This window comes from Methylophilus luteus, from assembly GCF_042676265.1.
In the GTDB taxonomy this organism is placed as follows: domain Bacteria; phylum Pseudomonadota; class Gammaproteobacteria; order Burkholderiales; family Methylophilaceae; genus Methylophilus; species Methylophilus luteus.
Map to the genome: position 1 here is coordinate 102765 of NZ_JBHTKB010000001.1, position 20956 is coordinate 123720.

Annotated in this window: 23 protein-coding genes; 12 read left to right on the forward strand and 11 right to left on the reverse strand. The window is 52.4% G+C overall.

Going from position 1 to position 20956, the window contains the following annotated elements:
- Positions 1–115: 115 nt before the first annotated feature.
- Positions 116–964, forward strand: a complete 849-nt coding sequence (locus tag ACFQ1Z_RS00445) for a TraB/GumN family protein (RefSeq protein WP_379054536.1) — start codon at positions 116–118, stop codon at positions 962–964.
- A 28-nt stretch (positions 965–992) separates the two neighbouring features.
- Here the strand turns inward: ACFQ1Z_RS00445 and ACFQ1Z_RS00450 are convergent, their stop codons facing one another.
- The 5 genes from ACFQ1Z_RS00450 to ACFQ1Z_RS00470 all read right to left on the reverse strand — a co-directional run bounded on the left by ACFQ1Z_RS00450 (position 993) and on the right by ACFQ1Z_RS00470 (position 3591).
- Positions 993–1475: a hypothetical protein gene (locus tag ACFQ1Z_RS00450; RefSeq protein ID WP_379054538.1), complete on the reverse strand. Its 483-nt coding sequence runs from the start codon at positions 1473–1475 to the stop codon at positions 993–995.
- A 32-nt stretch (positions 1476–1507) separates the two neighbouring features.
- Positions 1508–1888: a response regulator gene (locus tag ACFQ1Z_RS00455; protein WP_379054540.1), complete on the reverse strand. Its 381-nt coding sequence runs from the start codon at positions 1886–1888 to the stop codon at positions 1508–1510.
- Between the two features lie 117 nt (positions 1889–2005).
- Positions 2006–2638 (reverse strand): response regulator transcription factor, encoded by a 633-nt coding sequence (locus ACFQ1Z_RS00460; protein ID WP_325238889.1) that lies wholly within the window; start codon positions 2636–2638, stop codon positions 2006–2008.
- 13 nt (positions 2639–2651) lie between these two features.
- Positions 2652–3098 carry a hypothetical protein gene (locus tag ACFQ1Z_RS00465; RefSeq protein WP_379054542.1) on the reverse strand — a complete coding sequence of 149 codons (447 nt, stop codon included), beginning with the start codon at positions 3096–3098 and terminating at the stop codon, positions 2652–2654.
- Positions 3099–3174: 76 nt separating this feature from the next.
- Positions 3175–3591 (reverse strand): glycine zipper domain-containing protein, encoded by a 417-nt coding sequence (locus ACFQ1Z_RS00470; protein ID WP_379054544.1) that lies wholly within the window; start codon positions 3589–3591, stop codon positions 3175–3177.
- A gap of 368 nt (positions 3592–3959) precedes the next feature.
- Here ACFQ1Z_RS00470 and ACFQ1Z_RS00475 point away from each other — a divergent pair, with 368 nt between their 5' ends.
- The 3 genes from ACFQ1Z_RS00475 to ACFQ1Z_RS00485 all read left to right on the forward strand — a co-directional run bounded on the left by ACFQ1Z_RS00475 (position 3960) and on the right by ACFQ1Z_RS00485 (position 6602).
- The gene (locus tag ACFQ1Z_RS00475; RefSeq protein WP_379054546.1) at positions 3960–5387 is read left to right on the forward strand and encodes a sensor histidine kinase; all 1428 of its coding nucleotides are present in this window, start codon (positions 3960–3962) and stop codon (positions 5385–5387) included.
- Between the two features lie 151 nt (positions 5388–5538).
- Complete coding sequence (locus ACFQ1Z_RS00480; protein ID WP_379054548.1) at positions 5539–6054, forward strand: BON domain-containing protein; 516 nt, start codon at positions 5539–5541, stop codon at positions 6052–6054.
- Between the two features lie 143 nt (positions 6055–6197).
- Positions 6198–6602 carry a BON domain-containing protein gene (locus ACFQ1Z_RS00485; protein ID WP_379054550.1) on the forward strand — a complete coding sequence of 135 codons (405 nt, stop codon included), beginning with the start codon at positions 6198–6200 and terminating at the stop codon, positions 6600–6602.
- A 69-nt stretch (positions 6603–6671) separates the two neighbouring features.
- Here the strand turns inward: ACFQ1Z_RS00485 and ACFQ1Z_RS00490 are convergent, their stop codons facing one another.
- Positions 6672–7208, reverse strand: a complete 537-nt coding sequence (locus ACFQ1Z_RS00490) for a lipocalin family protein (protein WP_379054552.1) — start codon at positions 7206–7208, stop codon at positions 6672–6674.
- 177 nt (positions 7209–7385) lie between these two features.
- Between ACFQ1Z_RS00490 and ACFQ1Z_RS00495 the strand changes: the two genes are divergently transcribed.
- Entirely contained in the window at positions 7386–7829 is a 444-nt protein-coding gene (locus ACFQ1Z_RS00495) for a glycine zipper domain-containing protein (protein ID WP_379054554.1), read from the forward strand.
- Positions 7830–7928: 99 nt separating this feature from the next.
- Here ACFQ1Z_RS00495 and sugE read toward each other — a convergent pair whose 3' ends face one another.
- Positions 7929–8249, reverse strand: coding sequence for a quaternary ammonium compound efflux SMR transporter SugE (gene sugE, locus ACFQ1Z_RS00500; protein ID WP_379054556.1), 321 nt, complete (start codon positions 8247–8249; stop codon positions 7929–7931).
- 67 nt (positions 8250–8316) lie between these two features.
- On the reverse strand, positions 8317–9030 hold the full coding sequence (locus ACFQ1Z_RS00505) for a pseudouridine synthase (protein WP_379054558.1): 714 nt from the start codon (positions 9028–9030) through the stop codon (positions 8317–8319).
- 123 nt (positions 9031–9153) lie between these two features.
- Between ACFQ1Z_RS00505 and ACFQ1Z_RS00510 the strand changes: the two genes are divergently transcribed.
- Entirely contained in the window at positions 9154–9945 is a 792-nt protein-coding gene (locus ACFQ1Z_RS00510) for a TrmH family RNA methyltransferase (protein ID WP_379054560.1), read from the forward strand.
- Positions 9946–10009: 64 nt separating this feature from the next.
- Here the strand turns inward: ACFQ1Z_RS00510 and hslO are convergent, their stop codons facing one another.
- From hslO to ACFQ1Z_RS00525, 3 genes are read right to left on the reverse strand one after another with little or no spacing between them, the layout of a single operon-like run.
- On the reverse strand, positions 10010–10882 hold the full coding sequence (hslO, locus tag ACFQ1Z_RS00515; RefSeq protein WP_379054562.1) for an Hsp33 family molecular chaperone HslO: 873 nt from the start codon (positions 10880–10882) through the stop codon (positions 10010–10012).
- A gap of 28 nt (positions 10883–10910) precedes the next feature.
- Complete coding sequence (gluQRS, locus tag ACFQ1Z_RS00520; protein WP_379054564.1) at positions 10911–11792, reverse strand: tRNA glutamyl-Q(34) synthetase GluQRS; 882 nt, start codon at positions 11790–11792, stop codon at positions 10911–10913.
- On the reverse strand, positions 11793–12101 hold the full coding sequence (locus ACFQ1Z_RS00525; RefSeq protein ID WP_379054566.1) for a DUF3301 domain-containing protein: 309 nt from the start codon (positions 12099–12101) through the stop codon (positions 11793–11795).
- Positions 12102–12199: 98 nt separating this feature from the next.
- On the opposite strand from ACFQ1Z_RS00525, the gene ACFQ1Z_RS00530 reads away from it, so the two are divergent.
- The 6 genes from ACFQ1Z_RS00530 to ACFQ1Z_RS00555 all read left to right on the forward strand — a co-directional run bounded on the left by ACFQ1Z_RS00530 (position 12200) and on the right by ACFQ1Z_RS00555 (position 20948).
- Positions 12200–12874, forward strand: coding sequence for a hypothetical protein (locus ACFQ1Z_RS00530; RefSeq protein ID WP_379054568.1), 675 nt, complete (start codon positions 12200–12202; stop codon positions 12872–12874).
- Positions 12875–13085: 211 nt separating this feature from the next.
- Entirely contained in the window at positions 13086–14276 is a 1191-nt protein-coding gene (locus tag ACFQ1Z_RS00535) for an ammonium transporter (RefSeq protein ID WP_379054570.1), read from the forward strand.
- A 507-nt stretch (positions 14277–14783) separates the two neighbouring features.
- Positions 14784–15224 (forward strand): hypothetical protein, encoded by a 441-nt coding sequence (locus tag ACFQ1Z_RS00540; protein ID WP_379054572.1) that lies wholly within the window; start codon positions 14784–14786, stop codon positions 15222–15224.
- A gap of 162 nt (positions 15225–15386) precedes the next feature.
- Positions 15387–18083, forward strand: a complete 2697-nt coding sequence (locus ACFQ1Z_RS00545; protein WP_379054573.1) for a TonB-dependent receptor — start codon at positions 15387–15389, stop codon at positions 18081–18083.
- A 55-nt stretch (positions 18084–18138) separates the two neighbouring features.
- A complete protein-coding gene (locus tag ACFQ1Z_RS00550; protein WP_379054575.1) occupies positions 18139–19356 on the forward strand; it encodes an LLM class flavin-dependent oxidoreductase in 1218 nt (405 codons plus the stop codon).
- On the forward strand, positions 19356–20948 hold the full coding sequence (locus ACFQ1Z_RS00555) for an ABC transporter substrate-binding protein (protein WP_379054577.1): 1593 nt from the start codon (positions 19356–19358) through the stop codon (positions 20946–20948). The genes ACFQ1Z_RS00550 and ACFQ1Z_RS00555 overlap by 1 nt, the downstream gene beginning before the upstream one ends.
- The last annotated feature ends 8 nt before the right edge of the window (positions 20949–20956 follow it).

Sequence of the window (20956 nt, forward strand, 5' to 3'; positions counted from 1 at the left end):
AAAGGCAAATGCCGCTTCTCTATCAGGGCCATTATATGAGAGCATGTTGACAGGCCTCTGGCCGGGCTCACCCCGCGAACCGCGGTCATGCATGTAAATCAATAGGGAGTTGTAGATGCGCTTTATCTGCTTATTCATCAGCCTGTGTCTGCTGTGCAGCACTCAGTTGCAGGCAGCCGAAAAAAGCCTGTTCTGGCAACTGCAGTCGCCAGCCGGGCAAGTCAGTTATTTATTCGGCACCATGCATACCGATGATAACCGGGTGACCGATTTTTCGCCTGCGGTGTTGCTGGCCCTGAAAAGCGTAGATAGCTTTATGCTGGAAGTGGCAGAAACGCCCAAGCCCGAACTGTTGCGCATGCCGCAAGGTGATTTAAAACAACTGCTGACAGAGCGCGAGCTGGATCAGGTCGCTGCGCTGGCAGACAAGCATGTGATGCCATTGGCGACAGTACTGCAAATGAAGCCCTGGCTACTGGCGGTGATATTCGATCTGCCCAAACCGCAAACACCATTTGCGCAGGATTTTCTGCTCAAGGCCAAGGCGGAAGAGCTGGACAAGCGTATCCTGGGGCTGGAAACGCCGCAGGCACATTTTGCCGTGATGGATAGCCTGAGCCTGGATGAACAGTTGCTGATGTTGCGCGCAGTGCTGAAACGCAGCGAGACGCAAAAGGAAAAGGATTTTGAGCGGCTGATGCGCGCTTATCTGTCGGGCGACGCCGAACGCGTGGCGCATATCGATGAGGCACTCACCGGCGGCATTTTACCGCCTGCATTGTGGCAACGCCTGCGTGTGAAGTTACTCGATGAACGCAATGTGGGGATGGCCGCATTAGGCATAGCCCGGGCGCAGCAGGAAAAGGTGTTTATTGCGGTGGGGGCCGCCCATCTGGCCGGGCCGACCGGCTTGCTGCAGGCGTTTAAACAGGCGGGTTTCAAACTGACGGCGATCAAGAAATAGCCAGGCAAGAAATAACCAGGCAGTCGTATCAGGCAGCTGCTTTTTTGGGCTCAAGTTCGCGCGCGATTTTGCTGATATGCGCGACAAAATCGGCATCTTCACCGACCAGTAAGCGCGGCAGGTGCTGGCGAAAATCTTCGCGGCCGCACCACTCACGCATGTAGTCTTCCCATGACATCCAGCGGCGCAGCGCCTTGCCGCGCATATCCTGGTCGTAAGCCAGCAGATAAGCGCGTTCAAATAGAGAGATCAATATTTCGAACAGCACCAGCTTGCGCTCTTCCTGTTCGCCGGTCATGGCTTTGGATTGTGAAAGGGAACGTAATTGCAGATCGGGGTTGGCCATCACCAGTTTGAGGAAGTCGGTATAGTTATCAGCCAGCAGTTGGTAAACCTCTTCGTCCTCATTCTCACGTTCTTTACGCTGTTCCAGCATAAAGGTAAGAATAGCCAGCGGCAAGCCCACCACCGTGACTATGTAACTGAGCAATTCCCAGGTTTGAATATTCATGTTGTGTCACACCGCCAGAAAGTGCGTGTGTATCAGTTAGTAACGCCTGCGCGTTGCTGTATCACTTCCATGCACTCATCAAACTGCAATGATTTGTCAAAGAAGTATTCCACACCCATATCTCGCGCCAGGTTGCGATAGTAGCTATTGCCATGGTTGGTGAGCATGACGATATCGGGTGTCTTGAACGGGAAATCCTGCTGCTGGGTATGGCGCACCACGTCAAAACCGGTGCCTTTGGCTAATTCTATGTCCAGCACCACCATGTCGTATTCGCCTGTGTTGAGGAAATTGATGGCTTCGTCACTGGTGGTGGCGATATTCTCTATCGCCAGGTGCTCACAGTCGTGCAACATCTCGACGATGACATCGCGGATCAGAGCAGAATCTTCAACTAACAATAATTTATACATGAGCATTAGCCATTCACAACCCGGTAAGCATGGTATGAAATTTCATTTTGTGTGGCTGAAAGTCGCATGCCTGCAGGCTGACGCCTGAAGAGCATGCTCACTGAAGCACCGCGGTCACTAGTTGAGTAAACCATACTTGATCGCATAGTAGGTTAAGTCAGCATTCGACTTCATGGCCATTTTTTCCAGGATACGGCTGCGGTAAGTGCTGACGGTTTTAATGCTGATAAATAACTCGTCGGCAATTGCAGTCGGGGTCTGGCCGGCAGCCAGCTTTACAAACACCTGGAACTCGCGGTCGGATAAAGTCTCGTGCAATTGTTTTTCTGAAGGGTGGCTGAGCTCGTTGGTCATCAATTCAGCCAGCTCGGCTGAAATATAACGTTTGCCCGCTGCAACCGTGCGTATGGCCTGTATGATCTCGTCAGAATCGGCATTTTTGGAGAGGTAACCTTTACAGCCGTTACGCATCAGGTTGAGCGCATACTGGTCTTCGGCATAACCGCTAAGTACCAGCACCGGCAGGGTAGGGGATACATGCTTGAGTTCATGCAGGGTGTCGACGCCGTTCTTGTCCGGCATGGAGATATCCAGCACCATGGCGTCAAACTCTTTTTCACGCACCAGTTGTATTGCTTCTGCCCCTGAGCTGGCTTCGCCAGTCACTTGCAGATCAGATTCCAGTTCAATCAGATTACGTAGACCATCGCGTACGATACTATGGTCATCCACCAGAAGAATTCTTTTCATTATAATTTTCTCGTTATCGGGTTGCAGAGCTTACAGCATCAGCACGGTCTGCTGGTGCAGGTTGGTCCACTTTTGACTGATCATCTTGTGGCTGATCATCCGCCAATTCGGTTCTAAACAGTTTCCAGTCACTACTGATTATCGAGATCGAGCTCGCAAACAGCGTTTTTTTCTGCCAGACCTTGCGCACGGCAAAATAGGCGATCACACCTATCAGCGCCGGTATCGACATCGCGACCGCCAGGATCAGTGTGCGATTAGGATGTTCCCATAATAGCGAGAACAACCACATCAATCCAAGTAATCCGGTAAAAATAAACATGGAGAATACCACCAGTATACCGATAATACTGGTGGCTAACCGTTCGGTCTCCCCCTGAAAATCCTGCTTGATCTGTTTTGCACGCTCTTCGGTATAGTCTGCAACTTGATGGCGCAGGTGCAACAAATTATCTGTCATAGACGTTATTTTCCGGTTGAAAAATAACATGGTTGCAAATTTAAGGAGGTTAACCCACATACTTTTCCTTACTTACTTAATCACGACGCTTGTTGCCCAACAGGTATCCTAGCAGCAAACCTACACCTGCGGCTACCAGTACAGTACCCAGTGGGTGATCATGCACTGTGTCAGCAGTGCGGTCTTTCAGGCTATTGTAGGTCTCGCTGAACTCTTCTTGTACATGGTCTTTGACACGGTGTGCACCGGAGCTGATCTTGGAAGCGATAGAAGAAGCGCTTTCCTCATTGGTCAGACGGTCTATATTGGTCTTCAGGGTGCGGATCAGCTCCTTCGCTTTGTCCTGAGTGGTGTCGGCAGTGTCTTGCACCGCTTCCAGCAAGTCGTTGGCAGTGGTTTTCACCTGTGCTGCGATATCCTCAATGGCCTGGTCAGACTGTTGTGCCAGACGATCTGTCGTTTGTTCTACATTGTCTTTTGAAAAATTAAACATTATGAACTCCTATGAATTGTGATTACGAATCAAAGAAAACACTCGGTTAATCTGGCCAGCGTTAAGCTAAAGCTTGAATAACACTACCAGTTAGAAAGCCATGCGTAGACAAGGTTTCATTCATCTGCCCGCTGTGTTTTCTACATGGAGCCATGTTACGCATTGCCTGGCGCACACCCTATCAGCTGGTCACCTATATACAAGTCAGAATCGTCTGACAAAGCGCATACACGCTTGCGGCTTGTATCTATGCATTGCTGATATAGGCTAACACCGTTATGATGTACTCAATAATTTATTAACCAGTACAACATAAAAAACGGGTGTCTGTATTGCGGATTTAACACATCCAGCATCAAATAATTGCCATGCAAAATATTAGAGTTTATCTTATCGCGCTGCTTGATCGGATGGAAAAGGTCGGCGAGACCTTCGGCGGGAACACAGTGGCATTATTAACCGTCAGTCTGGTACTGGCTGCCGCCATGCTGGTGTTCAATGACAGATTGATCGTCAACACCAGTGAAAAGACCGATGACCTGACCACACTGGATAAACTGATCACCGAGACCTGGCAGACGCGCGCCAACCTGGCCATCGCAGAGAGCGCACAACGCGGCTACCTGCTGACCCGTTCCGACGCCTATTTCCGCCCTTACGATGAAGCCACCGGCCAGATCACCGCGCATATCCACAATATCAACAAGCTGCTGGACCGCACCAATCTGACCAGGCATCCTGCCATCCAAACCCTGATGACCGAACTGGTCAACAGCATAGCCAAAAAGTCGGCCGAGATGAGTGTGACCATGGATCTGGCCAAGAAACGCCAGTTTGACAAGGCGCTGGCAGTAGTCAAGCTGGATTCAGGCATGAAGGAAAGCCGTAATATACAGATGTTGTCGCGGCAGTTTGAAAAACAGGTGCTCAACTACCGCGCTGAGCTGGCGGATACGCGTAATAATACGCGGCGCATGATGCGCTGGTTCGTCATGGCCTGCCCGCTGATCTTTGTGTCACTGGTGGTGCTGGTGATCAAACGTCTATTGCGCGAGCTGGCCGAAAAAGCCAAGTTGCACGAGCGGCTCACCAATGAAAACACCGAATACGAGCGCAATATACAAAGCCTGCGCACCAAGCTGCAGGGTGAGGCCTTGCAGGCGCAAACCAATGTAGAGCGCGAGCGCTTCCAGTTATCCAGGGAGTTGCACGACGAGCTTGGTTCTTTGCTGACCGCCATTAAAATGGATATTTCCTGGGCCATCAAGCATCTTAAAGATGACCTGCCGCAAGTCACGGAGAAACTGAAAAAAACCAACCAGTATCTGGACCGCAGTATCAATTTCAAACGCGAGATCGTGCAGAACCTGCATCCTTCCATGATCAAGACCTTCGGTCTCAATGCCTCGCTGCAGAACCTGCTTGATGAAGCCGGTGGCCGCAACCAATGGCAAATGGATGTGATCATGCCCGAGCGTGAATTGCTGATCAATGAGACCCTGAGCCTGATCATCTACCGCGTGGTGCAAGAAAGCCTGAACAATTGCAGTAAATATGCCCAGGCGACCAAGGTAGCCGTGCATCTGCTGCACGATGATCAATATATCAAAGTCGAGATCGTCGATAACGGCATAGGCTTTGACACCAGCCACCTGAATAACACCTCTACCGGTATTAACGGCCTACGCAACCGCGTCGAATCTATCGGTGGGCACTACGAGATTTTCAGCTCACCACAACAGGGCGCAAGCACGCGCGTGCTCTTGCCCTACCTCAAAGAAGAAGCGTTGTTTTAATAATTCTTTACATTTGTTGTTTGTAGTCGTATTCTGACACTGATTTCAGTCATTTGACGACTGACCGGCTTTACTCTCATCTTTATCATGGCAACACATGACACCACAACTGAATGTGGGCAACTAAATAAGAAGAGTAAAAGGAGACAACATGTCAATTACAACATTCAAGCAAGCGACTATTTTTGGTGGCTTGTTAGCAGCAACTATCACTTTGAACGCTTTCGCATTTGACCTTAACGAAGTTCAAAATGGCGATAAACCATACCTGGAGCAGTTCAATTCTCTGGACAAGAATGCCAACGAGACCCTGAACTGGTCTGAAGCCAAAGCTGACAAAGGCGTCAAGCAAAAAGATTTTAAATCCTTTGACACTGACAACGATGGCAGCCTGACTTATGAAGAATATGCCGAATTAAAAACCAAGACCGGCCAAAAAGCCGTTAAAACGGCGATGTCTGACAGCTGGATCACCACTAAAGTGAAAGCACGCCTGCTGGAAGAAGAAGCCTTGAAATCATTGAAGATCAGCGTAGAAACGCATAAAGGCGAAGTATTGCTGAGTGGCTTTGTTGCAGACTCCACCCTTAAATCCAAAGCTGAGGAACTGGTTTCCAGCGTTGAAGGTGTGAAATCTGTGAAAAACGCTATCGTAGTTAAAGGTTAACCAAAACACCCTTTGCAAGCTACGTACCTCTCCCAAAGAAGTAGCTTGCTCTTTTTTTTCGGTGGGCTGTCCAAAGAAACACATGTGTTGACGATTCATCCTCGACGACCTGGACAGCCTGCCATCTAAGCAAAGGAAGCATCATGAAAAATACTAAATTTTATATGACAGCTGGTGCACTTATTTCATTGTTATTGAGTGCGAATGTGAACGCCGCATTGCCTGGTGCAGAACCCATGTACAAGTTCTTGCCTAGCGACACCGTGGTTCAGAACGTGAAAACCAATCTGCAAAGCCACGGCATAGACACTACCAACCTGCAAGTGGATTCAGATGCCAAAGGTGTGGTGCAATTGTCCGGCCTGATCGCCTCTAAACAGGATGCCGAAGTGGCTACCCAGATTGCCAAGCAGTCAGACGGTGTATATGCCGTACTTGGCCAGTGGCGCTATGAGCTGGCACCGGTGCCGGTAGATTCTGATGCTGCCCAGGAAAAAACCTCAGCTGCCAGCGATGGCGGGGCGGCAGCGCAAGCTGAAACACAATGAACAGATCGGGAGGGGCAGCCCTCCCGCGGTTCTTCCAAACAGGAGCTGATGCTGTTGGAACACCATATGTCAACCGGGTTTGTGCTCGACCTGGTTGACCTGTCTGATAAAAAGTAATTGCTCGGTGGCAAAGCCCATCTGCTTTGCCTGTGCCACTAATTGCGCTTTGACTGCATCATCAAGTTGGGGCGTGCGTGACAATATCCAAAGATACTGGCGACCGCTACTCACCATTGCATAGCGGTAATCAGCTTTTCCCATCTCATGTCGGTCCGGTTCTGTTTCCCTGTCTAGTGCCAGAATATTGTATTCGCCATAAAACGGCCTGAAAAACGATACTTTCAGCTTGCCGCTACGTTTGCCATCTGCCTGTGCGGCATCTACGAATTGAGCGGTGCCAACCGCCTCATGCCATTCTTTTTCCTGTATATCAAAACCACGGTTGACCACTTTGATGCTGCCATCTGCTTGCAGGCTGTAATGCGCGGTGACTTGTTGCAGGCCTTTTTCAAAAGAATTACCCAGCCTGGCGATCTCATACCATTTGCCCAGATACAGCTCTGGGTTAAAGCTACGTACGATGGCCTGCTCTGCCTGGGGTGGCATGGGTTCTGAGCAGCCTGCCAGATTCAGCATGACCAGTAAAAAAACAGCGCCATTTCTCAAGACTTACAGGTTTCTCAAGGCTGACAGGTTTTGAATATTCATAAATTAATTTAATAATAAATATTAATCTAGCGTTTAAAATACCACTATTTTCAACACAGCGGTTTAATTAAGAAAATGAATAAGTTTTTGAATATGTGCGTATTGGCTGGCCTGCTGGCCGTTGTTTCAACCCCGGCCCTGGCGGATAACCTGGAAACTGGTTTGGGTGGCGGACTGGGTGCAGCTGCAGGTACCGCAGTCGGTGGTGTGCTGGGCGGCAGTACCGGTGAGATCGTCGGTGGTGCAGTCGGTGGCGGTTTAGGCGGTGCAGTCACCACCGGGCGTGCCGGTAAGACCGGTGCCATTATTGGTGGCGCGGCTGGTGGTGCGACCGGTGCAGCGGTAGGCCGCAAAGTCAGCGGCACCACCGCAGGTGCAGTGATAGGCGCGGGTGTAGGTGGTGCCGGTGGTGCGGTGATAGGTAAAGAGATAGATGAGCCTGACCCGTATGTCAAACGCTACCGTGGTAAAAAAGGCAAGAAGCATGGCCATGGCCGTGGCCATCATAAACACGACTAAGCCGGACTGCATAAACAGCCGGGCTGAATGACGCCCGCAGAGCATAGCGGGGTGTTGAGCCAGGCTTTATAAAGCAGTCGGGGCTTTTATCTAGTCTGGCTAGTCAGGCGAGGCCAGTTTCAGGCCTATGATGCCGGCGATGATGAGTAGCAGGCTGATGATACGCAACGGCGACACCGGCTCGTTAAACAGCCAGATACCTAAGATCACGGTGCCTACCGCGCCTATGCCTACCCAAATGGCATAAGCGGTGCCTACCGGCAGTGTTTTGACACTGATGCCCAGTAACCAGACACTGATCACCATTGCGGCTATGGTCCAGAACGAAGGCCAGAAGCGGCTGAAGCCATCAGTATATTTCAGGCCTATGGCCCAGGCGGTTTCAAACAAACCGGCGATCACCAATATCAACCAGGTCATTACTTTCCTTTGTCTAAAATGCAGCTGATTAAATGCGCTTATGAATTTCTTAGTCTCTAGCGCAATGTCAGGGCTTGAGCGCCGCCAGGTCTTGCTCTGATAGCCAGCGCCATTCACCAGGCTGCAGATCTTCGGGCAGCGCCAGGCGGCCGATTTTAATGCGCTTCAGATACTCTACTCGGTTGCCCATGGCGGCGATCATGCGTTTGACCTGGTGGTATTTACCTTCTGCAAGCGTCATATGGATCACGTTTTCTGAAACACGGCTGACTTCCAGCGCGGCTATGGTCTGTTCCTCGTCTATCAGTTTCACGCCTGCCAGCAGTGTTTGCAGGTCGCTGTCGCTGACCGCATGCTTGCAGGTGACGGCATAGATCTTTGGCACATGGTGTTTGGGCGAACTGACCTTATGAATAAACTGGCCATCATCCGATAACAGGATCAGCCCGGTGGTGTCTTCGTCCAGCCTGCCTATACATTGAATATCGCGTTCCACCAGTGGCGGTGGTAACAGCGAGTATATGGTCGGGTGAAACTGGGTTTTGTGCGAGCATTCGTAATGTGCCGGTTTATGCATCATCAGATAGCTGTGTTCGCGATATTCCCAGGCTACACCATCAATAGTGAAGTGCAGGTTTTCAAGCGCGAACAGTGCGTCAGGGTCGTTGCATAGTTCGCCATTGACGGTGACCTGTTCGTTGATGATGAGGATACGGCACATTTTGCGTGTGCCAAAACCTTGCCGTTGCAGTATACGTTCCAGATCGAGTTTTTTAGCCATGGCCGCAATTATACGCGAATCCCGTAGCTGGCTTGCTTTGACTGGTTTTAGCCGGGTTTTGGCATAGTGCGGTTTGGCGGCCTATGGCTGTCATGCTGGCCCCGACTCACGTACAATGCCGGCATGGCTTTCAAACACATCACTTCCCGCGATAATCCCGTTTACAAACACTTGCGCAAGCTGGCCGACAATGCACGCGAACGCAAAAAGAGCGGGCTGACCCTGCTTGAAGGCGTGCACCTGATAGAAGCCTACGTGCAGACACAGGGCGAGCCGCAGCTGATGATCATTCCTGAAGGTAAAAGTAGCCTGGAAGCGACTGACCTTATGCAGCATCTGGTGGACGTAGATACCATCATGCTACCTACGCTGATGTTTGCCGATCTGGCACCTGTCACCAGCAGTAGCGGCATCATGGCGCTGGTGCCGGTGCCTGAGATCGCTGTGCCGGCGACCGTGGATTTTGCCCTGTTGATAGAGGATATCCAGGACCCGGGTAATCTGGGCAGCATGTTGCGCACTGCGGCATCTGCCGGGGTACAGTGCGCCTACCTGACCCAAGGTTGCACCGATGCCTGGTCACCCAAAGCTCTGCGTGGTGGACAAGGCGCGCAGTTGATCTTGCCGCTGGTGGAGAATGTAGTTGCGCGCGAAGTGGTGCAACAGTTTGGCGGGCTGACGCTGGCGTTGACCATGCAGGGCGACAGCCTGTTTGCGCAACCATTGCGCGAGCCGGTGCTGTTTGCTGTCGGTAATGAAGGTGCCGGCATCTCGGCTGCACTGCAACATGCCGTGCAACGTTGTGTCAGCATCCCTATGGCGCATCAGGGAGTGTTGGCGCTGGAATCACTGAATGCTGCCGCGGCCACGGCGATCGCCCTGTTTGAGTGCAGGCGCCAGCGCACGGCAGCCTAAATTCAGCCGGCACTAAACGTGTGCCGGGCAGTTGCCTGCATTGCCTATATATCAGCCTGCCGGCTTAGTGCGTGATCTGGTGGTCATCGTTGCCGTCGAATAAAGCCAGCGCTTCCTGTTCATCAACCACATACTGCTTGTTGCAGAAATCACATTGAATCTGCACGCTGCCTTGTTCTTCGAGGATGCTGCGTACTTCGGCCAGGCCCAGCATTTGCAACATATTGGTCACCGTGGTTTGCGAACAGCTGCAAAAGGCGCGCACCGGGCGGCCCTCAAACAGGCGTAGATCTTCCTCGGCAAACAGGCGTTGTAACAGGGTGGCGGTGTCCAGCTCCAGCAACTCGCTGTCGGTGATAGTCGCAGCCAGATGCTGGATACGGTTCCAGCAATCGAGATCAGACTCCTGTTGCTGCGGAAGTTTTTGTACCAGCAGCCCGGCAGCGCGGTCGCCCTCAGCCGCCAGCCACAATCTGGTGTCTATCTGCTGCGAGCGCAGCATATAGTTTTCCAGCATGCTGGCGATGCTGTCACCTTCCAGAGGCACTATGCCTTGGTAGGGTTCGCCATCTTCAGGCATCAGTGTGATCACCAGCTGGCCTTGTTCCAGCCACTGGCTCAGGTGGTCGCCCTGCAATTCTTCATGTACTTTAGCCGTGGCACGGATATCCATTTCCGAAGTGCACTCCACCACCAGCAATTGCAATGCGCCCTTGCTCTGCAATTGCAGGATCAGTTTGCCCTGCATCTTGAGGGTAGAAGTCAGCAGCACGCTGGCAGCAGTGAATTCGCCTATGACTTTTTTCAGCGCCGGCGGTAAGTGCTGGTGCTCAAGTGCGGTGTACAGGCTTTGATCCAGGTGTACACAGTTACCGCGTACTGCGGACTGTTCGAAAATAAACGGGTGTAGCTGGTCTTGCGGAGAGTGTAGTGTCATGCAGACATTTTACCATTGATGGCCAGGCTTAGTCGTGCTGCACGGGTGGGATCTGTGGCAATCGCCAGTGTGATATGGCCCATTGCCAGATGGCATCTACAGAGTAGCGATCTACATTATCCGGCAGCGTCTGCTGCAAAAATAGCAGTGCCGCGATCAAGGTAGCTTTGACATTGTCGGCAGGCAAGGCTTGCGCCAGCGTCTGCTTGCTGAGTTTCTGGCCGTCGCCATTGGTGACCAGCGGAATATGCGCATATTGCGGTGTGGGGTAGCCCAGCAACTGTTGCAGGTAGATCTGGCGGGTGGTCGAGTTCAACAGGTCCGCGCCACGCACGATATGGGTCACCCCTTGCAAGGCATCATCCACCACCACTGCCAGCTGGTAGCTGAATACGCCATCTGCCCGTTTGAGCACGAAGTCACCAATGGCGGATGCCAGCGCATGTTGCTGGTGGCCCTGTATCGCATCGCTAAAGCTGATAGGCGCCGCCTGCGTTTTCAAGCGCCAGGCGGCCGCGGTGTCCGCCGCAACAGCATGCCTAAGGCAGGTGCCAGGATAAATAGCGCCTTCTATGCCCTGCCTGGTGCTGGAATCAGCGATCTCCTTGCGTGAGCAAGTGCAGGCATACGCTAGTGCCCGTGCCTGCAGTTGTTGCAGCACCTGCTGGTAAAGCGCACTACGCCGGCTCTGGTACACCACCTCGCCATCCCAGGCAAAACCATAGGCTGCCAGGGTGCGCATAATATCGTCACTGGCACCTTTGATAGTGCGCGTGCTGTCTACATCCTCAATGCGTAACAGCCACTTGCCGCCACGTTGCCTGGCGTCGCAATAGCTGGCGACTGCCGCCACCAGCGAGCCAAAATGCAAAGGCCCGGTGGGTGAGGGGGCAAAGCGGCCTCTGGTCATTTATTGCGTGGCGTAAGGAGGAATATGCCAGGACAGCAGTTGCCCGCCACGCAATTGCAAATGGCAGGCCATGCGTTCCAGCCCCTGGCTGGAAACATCAAAACTATAGGTGCGCAGTAATTGCATGCGGCCATTGCCATCCCTGGCAAAGCCCACGCGCGAACAGGCGACTGTCTCATCTAGAAACTGCAACTGCCAGCGCTCGGCGAGTTGCCGCCCCAGCTTGAGCGCGATCTCGCGCTTGGCAACCGAGTCTATCCAGAACCAGGCGCCAGCGACCATCAGTGCCAGTAATAACCATTCAGCCATTTGCTCTCTCCTGTAAACCGGAGCCGCTTTTCAGTGTATGATGCCAGTGAGTCAGTGCCAAAATCTCATTCCTTATTTTCAATTCAGTACAGTGTGCCATGAGTTCATCACGCGAAACAGACGCAGTCCAGGCTTATTATAATTTATTGCATGGCAAGGGTGCGGATGCCGCCATTATGGCGCATCGCGATGCCGTACTTAGTGAATTGTGCCCAATGCTGGAAAATCAAGACTGTAGCAGTGCAGTTTATCGCAAGGCGGTCGATGATTGCCTGGAAGACAAGCCGGCACAGCAATGGCCAGAGCTGCTGACCATTATCCGCGAGTTTTACCCTTTCTGGCGTGGCGATGTCAAAGCCATCATGCAATATGCCGACACGGTAGGCTTTGAGTTACACCTGATAGGCTGGCAACCGGCAGTCATAGACCTGCAATCAGTGTGGCCGGCATTGCAGGCCGAAAAATTCGCTACTTCTGAACTATGGGCGCTGAATGGTTATGTCAAAGCGCTGAAATCCATGGAGCAGAAGCCTGAGATGGATATAGAAGTGCGCACACGCATGGCCAAGCTCATGCTGCTGCGTATGCGCGACGCTCCATTGTCCGAAAAGAACGCCTACCGTATCACTGCCGATGCGACCCTGCCTTTATTTAACCTCAAACATACCCGGCATATCTTTCTCAATGCCGTGCGTGAGTTTTATTATTTCTGGGCGGCCCACCCGGAAGCCGAACTGATGTTCAAACAATTGCAGCCCTCAGAGATCATGTGAGCTGTGAAATCTACTAATTTGCACTAAAAAAGTGCAATGCACTCGCATGAGTTCAATTTTGGTGCATTTTTCTGCCCGGTCAAAAACAAATTCCTTTTAAATCAATCATATAATAATGGTCTGATAATTGCTTAACCACTGCGAATTTTAGAAAAAAAGGCGTGCCTGCGGGCAAAACGCCATTCATTAAAATATTATTCGGAGAGCGAAAATGGAAGCATTAGTGTCAGCTAATGACGTCTTGTTTGTATTGCTGGGGGCCATCATGGTGCTGGCAATGCATGCCGGTTTTGCATTTTTAGAAGTCGGCACCGTGCGTCAGAAAAACCAGGTCAATGCACTGGTCAAAATCATGGTGGATTTTTGTGTGTCTACCATCGCCTACTTTTTCATTGGTTACAGCATCGCCTATGGCATCAACTTTTTCAGCGGTGCAGATGTATTGGCCGCTAAAAGTGGCTACGAGCTGGTGAAATTCTTTTTCCTGCTTACCTTTGCCGCGGCGATTCCCGCCATCGTGTCCGGCGGCATAGCCGAACGCGCCAAGTTCAATCCGCAAATGGCGGCTACCTTTCTTATCGTCGGTTTGGTCTATCCGTTTTTTGAAGGCATAGCCTGGAATAATCATTTCGGTTTCCAGGATTGGTTAAAAGCCAGCTTTGGCGCCGGTTTCCATGATTTTGCCGGTTCCATCGTCGTGCATGCCATGGGTGGCTGGATCGCACTCGCCGCCGTCATTCTGTTAGGCGCCCGCAGTGGCCGCTACACCAAAGAGGGCCGCTTGCATGCTTATCCGCCTTCCAATATCCCTTTCCTGGCGCTAGGTGCCTGGATACTCACGGTCGGCTGGTTCGGTTTTAACGTCATGTCTGCGCAGGCGATACAGAATATTTCCGGCCTGGTAGCTGTCAACTCGCTGATGGCATTGGCCGGCGGTACCCTGGCGGCCTTGATCCTGGGCAAAAATGACCCCGGCTTTGTGCACAACGGCCCGCTGGCTGGCCTGGTCGCCGTCTGTGCCGGTTCAGATGTGATGCACCCGCTGGGCGCACTGGTCACCGGTGGCGTGGCAGGTGCGATCTTCGTCTGGGCTTTCACCATGACGCAAAACCGCCTGAAAATCGATGACGTGCTCGGCGTGTGGCCGCTGCACGGATTATGCGGCGCCTGGGGTGGCATCGCCGCCGGCATCTTCGGCAGCGCCAGCCTGGGTGGTATGGGCGGCGTCAGCCTGGTCAGCCAGTTACTAGGCACCGTGGCCGGCATCAGCATCGCCGTGGTCGGCGGCGGCCTGGTCTATGGCTTGCTGAAAGCGCTGGTAGGCATACGCCTGGATGCAGAATCAGAGTTTGATGGCGCAGACCTGAGCATACATAAGATACCATCGGTGTCGGCTGATTAGAGATACCATCAGTGTCGGGTGATTAGATATTTCGTCCGTCTCTGGCGATTAGCAATCAAGCCTGTTGCCGCTGCACACAAAAAGCCCTCAATGCAAATTGAGGGCTTTTTGCTTTGCTGTCACGCCAAGCCGTTGTTCTATGCTGCGGCTGTCCAATCCTATGTCTTTTCATCTTGGGCACTGCAGCCATGTGCCTGCATGCGGCCGTGAGTTTAGATACAACAAAGCTTTAGCAAGTGATTGGCATATAACTTGCGGATTAATCACTTGTAAATTAATTATTCATAGCCCATTGATTAAGCCTTGTATCGCGTGCACGCGCTTCAATGGGCATTACAGTAATTCATTTTCAATCCAAAAAAGTCATGAGATTTCCGGCGCATTAACTGTGTTTTTATAAACAGTATGTTTCTGGTGAGACAAGAAATTGCTCATTAATAAACATCCGTTTTTGGCAGGAGATTTCAATTGCAGATCAAAACTAAAGAATAAGGCTTAGGTGAAATTGTGGATGACCAGGAATATGAAAGACTCAAGATGACCGCTTACCAGATCATCAAGGAATCAAAAAATGTGGATCAGCTAAAGCAGGCATTGGCGTTTATTTTGCCGGTCGCGCACCAGATGGATATTGACGAGACCGCCAAGGTTTTAGGCTTTTCCAATAATTGGGTGTCGCAGTTACGTTCGCGCTTTGTGCATGGCAAGCCCTTGAAACATGCAGCGCGTGGCGGACGCCATCACGCAGTGATGAGTGTGGAGCAAGAACGCCAATTTGTTGTGCAATATCGGCAAAAAAACCAGCTGCATCAGCAACATATAGACGCCAAACTGTTGAAAACAGCGCTGGAGAACTACCTGGGAAAAAACATCTCGACGTCCTACGTTTACAGCTTTATCCGGCGCAATAAAGAGCTGTTGCAGCAGGCCAGTCTCAGCGCTGTTTAAATTGAAAGTACTGCGCTACTTGTAAATTAACTGGTGACATTCTTTTTGATTTGTAAGAACTGTTGAAAATATGTTTGGCACGTGAATTGCCATCTCTCCCTGCAATGATGCAATTAAAAAAATTGCACGCAAGCCAGTTTTTATAAAAAGTAAGGGAAGAGAATGTTATTCAAGAAGAAACGCTCACTCGCGTTCAAACAGTTCATTACCAGTGCCACCATCCTTAATTTCATCGTAAGCACCAGCGCATTCGCAGAGGAGCAGACACCAGCTGACAATAATGTCAGCGAGGCCATCAACAAGCAGGAGGTAGGCGTGGTTGATGAAAATCTGGAAGAAAACGATAGCAGTAGCGATGGCGACAGCGAGCTCAGCGCAGTGGTGGTTAAGCGCAAAAGAGTGAAGACCGTGTTGCCTAAAAGACCTAGCGCCTCTGTCTATGGTACAGATACTTCAGTGCTGGATACCTCGCGCTCTGTGTCGCAGATCTCGGAAGAGCAATTGCAGCGCGACCCGATCAAAACTGCGGATGACCTGGTGAAATATGCGCCAGGCATTACCCGCAATGGCGGTCAGAACGTTTCTATCGCACCTTTGATCCGCGGCCAGAACTCGGAGATCTTCCAGGATGGCCAGCGTACATACAATGTACGGCATCCATTCAACATGAATGCGTTTGAGTCTGTCGATATCGTGGCCGGCCCGCCTTCGCAAGTTTTTGGCCCCAGTTCACGTAGTGGCGGTTATGCCAACTACATCAGCAAGAAGCCTGACTTTGAAAAACAGCGTAGCCAGGTGAATGTGCAGCTGGGTACATTGATCCCCAGTGGCGATTCCTATTTTTCCGGCAAGGTGACTTACGATACTACCGGCCCTATCAATGACAAGCTGGCTTACCGCGTCAGCTTCACGCCGCAGCGCTCCAACGATTATTACAAGAATATCAGCAACGATTTTAATTCGGTGTATGGTGCCCTAGCGTGGAAGCCTACTGATAATGTGCGCATAGACTGGAATGCCAGTTACGATGACTATTATGATTTCAATGTCACCCACGGCTGGAACCGCGCCACCCAGGACTTGATCGATAAGGGTAAATATTATGCCGGCCGGGCCACGCCTATCATCAGTAAAGTCGTTGGCGGCGTCACGCAGTACTACTCGCCGGTTTATGCCAATGGTAGCCCTAATTCACAGGTGGTGGGCTGGCAACAACGTACACGTAACGCCCAGGGCCAGTTTATCGCCGGTGCCAATGTGGCGGCACCGTTCACCACGCCAGGCCAGGCCGGTACTGTGCGTGGCTGGGTCTATGACCCGACGCTGGCCGGCAATGGCCTGACTTCACTGTCACGCTCTGATTTCTCCAACCCGGATGACGAGAACACCGCCAAGCGCGCCACTTCGCAGTTGCGGGTGGCGGTGGATCTGACGCCTAACTGGTCTATCCTCAACAGCAGTTTTTTCCAGTATTCAAAAGATACTACCGATTCTGTTGGCAGCTTTCTTGCGCAATTTGAAGACAAGATCTTTGATGACCGCTTTGAGCTCAGAGGCAAAACCAACTTCGACCTGTTTGGACTGGACATCCAGGACAACAGCAATACCGGTGTTTCTATCCGCCACGAACGCTTTAAATCACTGGCAGCTAATAACAGCTTTACGGTGGCGCCTTATGACCTGACTGCGCCGTTGTCGCTTAAATCACCTGCCGGTTTATATGGCTTGCCGGTGCCTGGCGGTTCTGGTTCATGGATAGGCACTGCCGGTGTGCCGCAGCTCTCCAGTTACTTTGGGTATCTGAACCTGCCACGTATGTACCCGGCCGGGGGCGGGCTGTATTCTGAAGTCGGCGGTTCACCCGCCAGCGGCGGCGCGGTGTATACCGGCGAAGGTAGCTGGACCAGCACCTCGATATTCACCCAGCAGAATATCTCTATCAATAAACGGGTAGGCTTTAATCTGGGTTTGAATTCAACGCATATCAACGCCAAGATCAAGAACCCGCTGGTGATCACGCCTGACCAGGAGCGCAGCGATGAGCAGAACTTTGTACTGCCTAGTGTGCAAGCGTCGGTGTATGTCAAACCGCTGGAAAACACCACCATTTATTACACCTATGACAGGTCGTATGCTTTAAACACCGGTGGTTTTGCCGATGTGCTGACTTGGGCACCGTCCGGCAACACACTGAATCCACTGGCGTTTGAAAGTCTGAGCGAGTTGCGCGAACTGGGCATCAAGTCTGAGCCTATCCCGAACAAGCTGTTCTTGTCATTGGCCGGTTACCGCCAGACGCGTGATCTTAGCCCGGATACTTCAGGCAATATTACCTATCTGGAAGTGAAAGGCATTGAATCTGCCATCCGCTTTCAGGCCACTGACCGCCTGAGTTCGGGTGCCAACCTGTCATCTATCAATGCAAGGTTCAGCAATATCTCCTACCCGGCAGGATTTTTCTCGCCAGTGGGATTCGTCGCCGATAACGCGACCGTGTTTGCTGATGGTAACTCGCTGACCAGGGCGACTGCACCGGGCTCGATTTCTGCGCCTGCCATCCCTAAATATTCAGCCAATGCATTTATAGACTATCGCCTGCCTTCCGGGCTAGGTGCTGAGCTCTCTGGCTGGTGGACCAGCAGCTGGTATACCAACATCGCGCGTACCGTCAAAGTGCCCAATGAACACAACCTGAACCTCACGCTGTATTACCGCCAGCCTAAGTGGGATGGCGCGATCAGGTTCCTGAATATCACCAACCAGAAGAACTATGTGACTGGCCTGACCGGGGGTACTTCCGAGTTCATCACCCCGACCGCACCGTTCGCGATCCAGGCGACCTACGCTTATCGTTTTTAAAGAGCGCGGTTGAAGAATCAGCGATTAATCAAGTTTAAGCAAGAGGAATAAAAAAATGGCAGTGAAGATTTTATGGTATCTGACAGCACCCGATGGCCCGGTGCCATGGGAGGCAGACGGACGCTGGAATACCGGGTTTGAGCATTTGCAGCAGCTGGCTGGCACCATAGACAAACTGGGTTACTACGGTGCCTTGCTTGCCACCGGGGTGGACGAGGTGCACACCCTGACCGCCGCCATGCTGGCGACGACCAAACGCATGAAGTTCGTGGCGGCCGTGCATCCGGGGCTGATCGCGCCGGCTAAACTGGCGCAGATCGCCCAGACCATAGACCGCTTTTCTAATGGCCGTCTGATCTATAACGTGATTAACGGCAATGATGGCGTGCTGCCTTCGCTGGGTTTTCATATCAAGCATGATGAACGCTACCTGTTCAGTTATGAATACTGGGATGCCTTCCGCAAGGTGTATGCCGGAGATAGCAGCGGCTATGACGGCCAATATATCAAGATCGCTCCCAAGCCTTCGCCCTTGCTCACTCCCAATCGTGGCCAGCAAAACCAGCCTTTGCCCAATATCCCTTTATGGGGCGCAGGCACCTCGGCGCCCGGCGTGGAACAGGCTGCCAAGTTGCTGGATGTCTACCTGAGTTTTGCCGATAAACCGCATCTGTTAGGCGAGAAGTTCAAACGCGTGGGTGCAGAAGCCGAGAAAAAAGGCAGAAAACTCACTTTTGGCACCCGGCTGCAAATCATCGTCCGCGAGACAGAAGAAGAGGCCTGGGAGTATGCGCAGTATCTGGTCGATCGCACCTCGGTGCAATACGCCAAAGATTGCATCATCCGTCAGCTGCCGCCAGGCGAAACGTTTGAAACTTTCAAAAGCGATAACCCGCAAGTGCAGAAAAATATAGAAGCAGTGCGCGCCGGCTACCTGCCTAAAGCGAAAGATTACGAGATTTACCCGAATATCTGGACTGGCCCGGCCCTGCATGGCTTCAATATCGTCGCCCCGTTGTCAGGCACTACCCTGGTCGGCAGCGCCAAAAATGTGGCAGCCAGGATCAAAGAGTTTGAAGCGCACGGCACGCATGCCTTTATCTTGTCCGGCTGGCCATTGATCGAAGAAGCACAGCGCGTCGCCGATCTGCTGTTCCCGCTGCTGGATCTGGATCATGGCTTTGAGGTGCCGCTGTTATCTCCGGTGCGCAGGGCTAGCTACCCGACACGCGGCGAACGCAATCAGTCACTGGATCAACAGGAGGCAGCATAATGAGTAGTGAATTATCCAGGAGAGGTTTTCTGATCCAGGGGGCGGCACTGGGCGGTAGCCTGCTGCTGGGTGGCGGCTTGCTGACCGCTTGCTCTGACCAAAAAGCTGCCAGCAGCACCTACACCCGCTCCACCACCCCCAGACATGGTGGCAGGTTGCGCATGGGCATTATCGATGGCAGCAAGGCCGGCGATCTGGACGCGCATAAACCCACCACTTCGAGCGCGATCATACGTGGCTTTGCGCTTTACAGTAAGTTGTGGGAGTGGGGCGAACACATGACGCCGGACCTGGCGTTGGCCGAGGAGGTCGAAGTTAATGACGATGCGACCTTGTGGACCATACGGCTGAAAAAAGATCTGGAATTCCACCATGGCAAAACCATCACTGCCGATGACCTTATCTACTCGACCCGCAGATTGTCCGACCCCGAGCTGGCCTCGCCTTATCTGGGCTATGTGAAATGGATAGACCGCGATAACCTGGTCAAGCTGGATGAGCGCACGGTGCAGATCCCCATACGCGGTGGCAGTGGCCTGCTGTCGCTACCTGACGCCTGGGTGAACTTTGGCGGCATCGTGCCGGTGGATTACCACCCGGTGACCAATCCGGTCGGCGCCGGGCCGTTCAAACTGAAAGAATTCGTCCCCGGGCAACGCTCGGTATTCACCCGCTTCGAGAATTTCTACAAGTCCGGCCAGCCCTATCCGGATGAACTGGAGATCATCGATTTCAAGGATGAGTACGCACGTATCTCGGCACTGCTGAGCGGCCAGATCGATATGGCGAATGGCGTGGCCCCCGAACAGGTCACCGCCTTGAAAAACAACCAGGCGATACAGGTGATCACCAACCAGACCCACGGTTTCCAGTCCATAGACCTCAACCTCAGTGTAGAACCGTTTAAAGATGACCGTGTCAGGCAGGCTTTCCGTCTGATGATAGACCGCCAGGAAGTGATAGACCGCGCCCTGGCTGGTCAGGGCCGCATCGCCAATGATATCTACTCGCCATTGGACCCTACCTTTAATCACGGCATCGCCCAACGCCCGTACGACCCCGAGCAGGCGCGGGCGCTGATCAAGCAGGCCGGATACGAAGGCCTGACCGTAGAGTTGACCGTAGGCCCCGGCCTGTCTGCCGTGGCTGGCGGTTCGCCGGTGGCGCAGGTGTTTGCGGCGCAGGCCAAAAAAGCCGGCGTCAACATCAAGATCAACCAGGTTGATGCCGCCACTTTTGGAGGCCCCAAGCGCACTGACTGGCAATTAAGCACCAATAGCCGCCTGGGTGGGGAGTTCCTGCACACGGCAGCCAGTGTCGATAGCTTTCTTTCCAGCGCCAATAAAACGCACTTTCACGATGAGCGCTTCGATACGCTGTTCCGGCAGGCGATCTCGACCAAGAGTCTTGAAAAACGTACGCCACTGGTGCATGAAGCCCAGCAGATACAGCACGACAAAGGCGGCCTTATCATCTGGGCCTATGTGAATACGCTGGATCTGGCCTCCAATGCCGTCGGCGGCCTGCAGGCTGAGCGTTCACATTTTCCTACCTGGCGCTTTGACAAGCTATGGCTGAATCAGGCGGTTTAAAACACAGC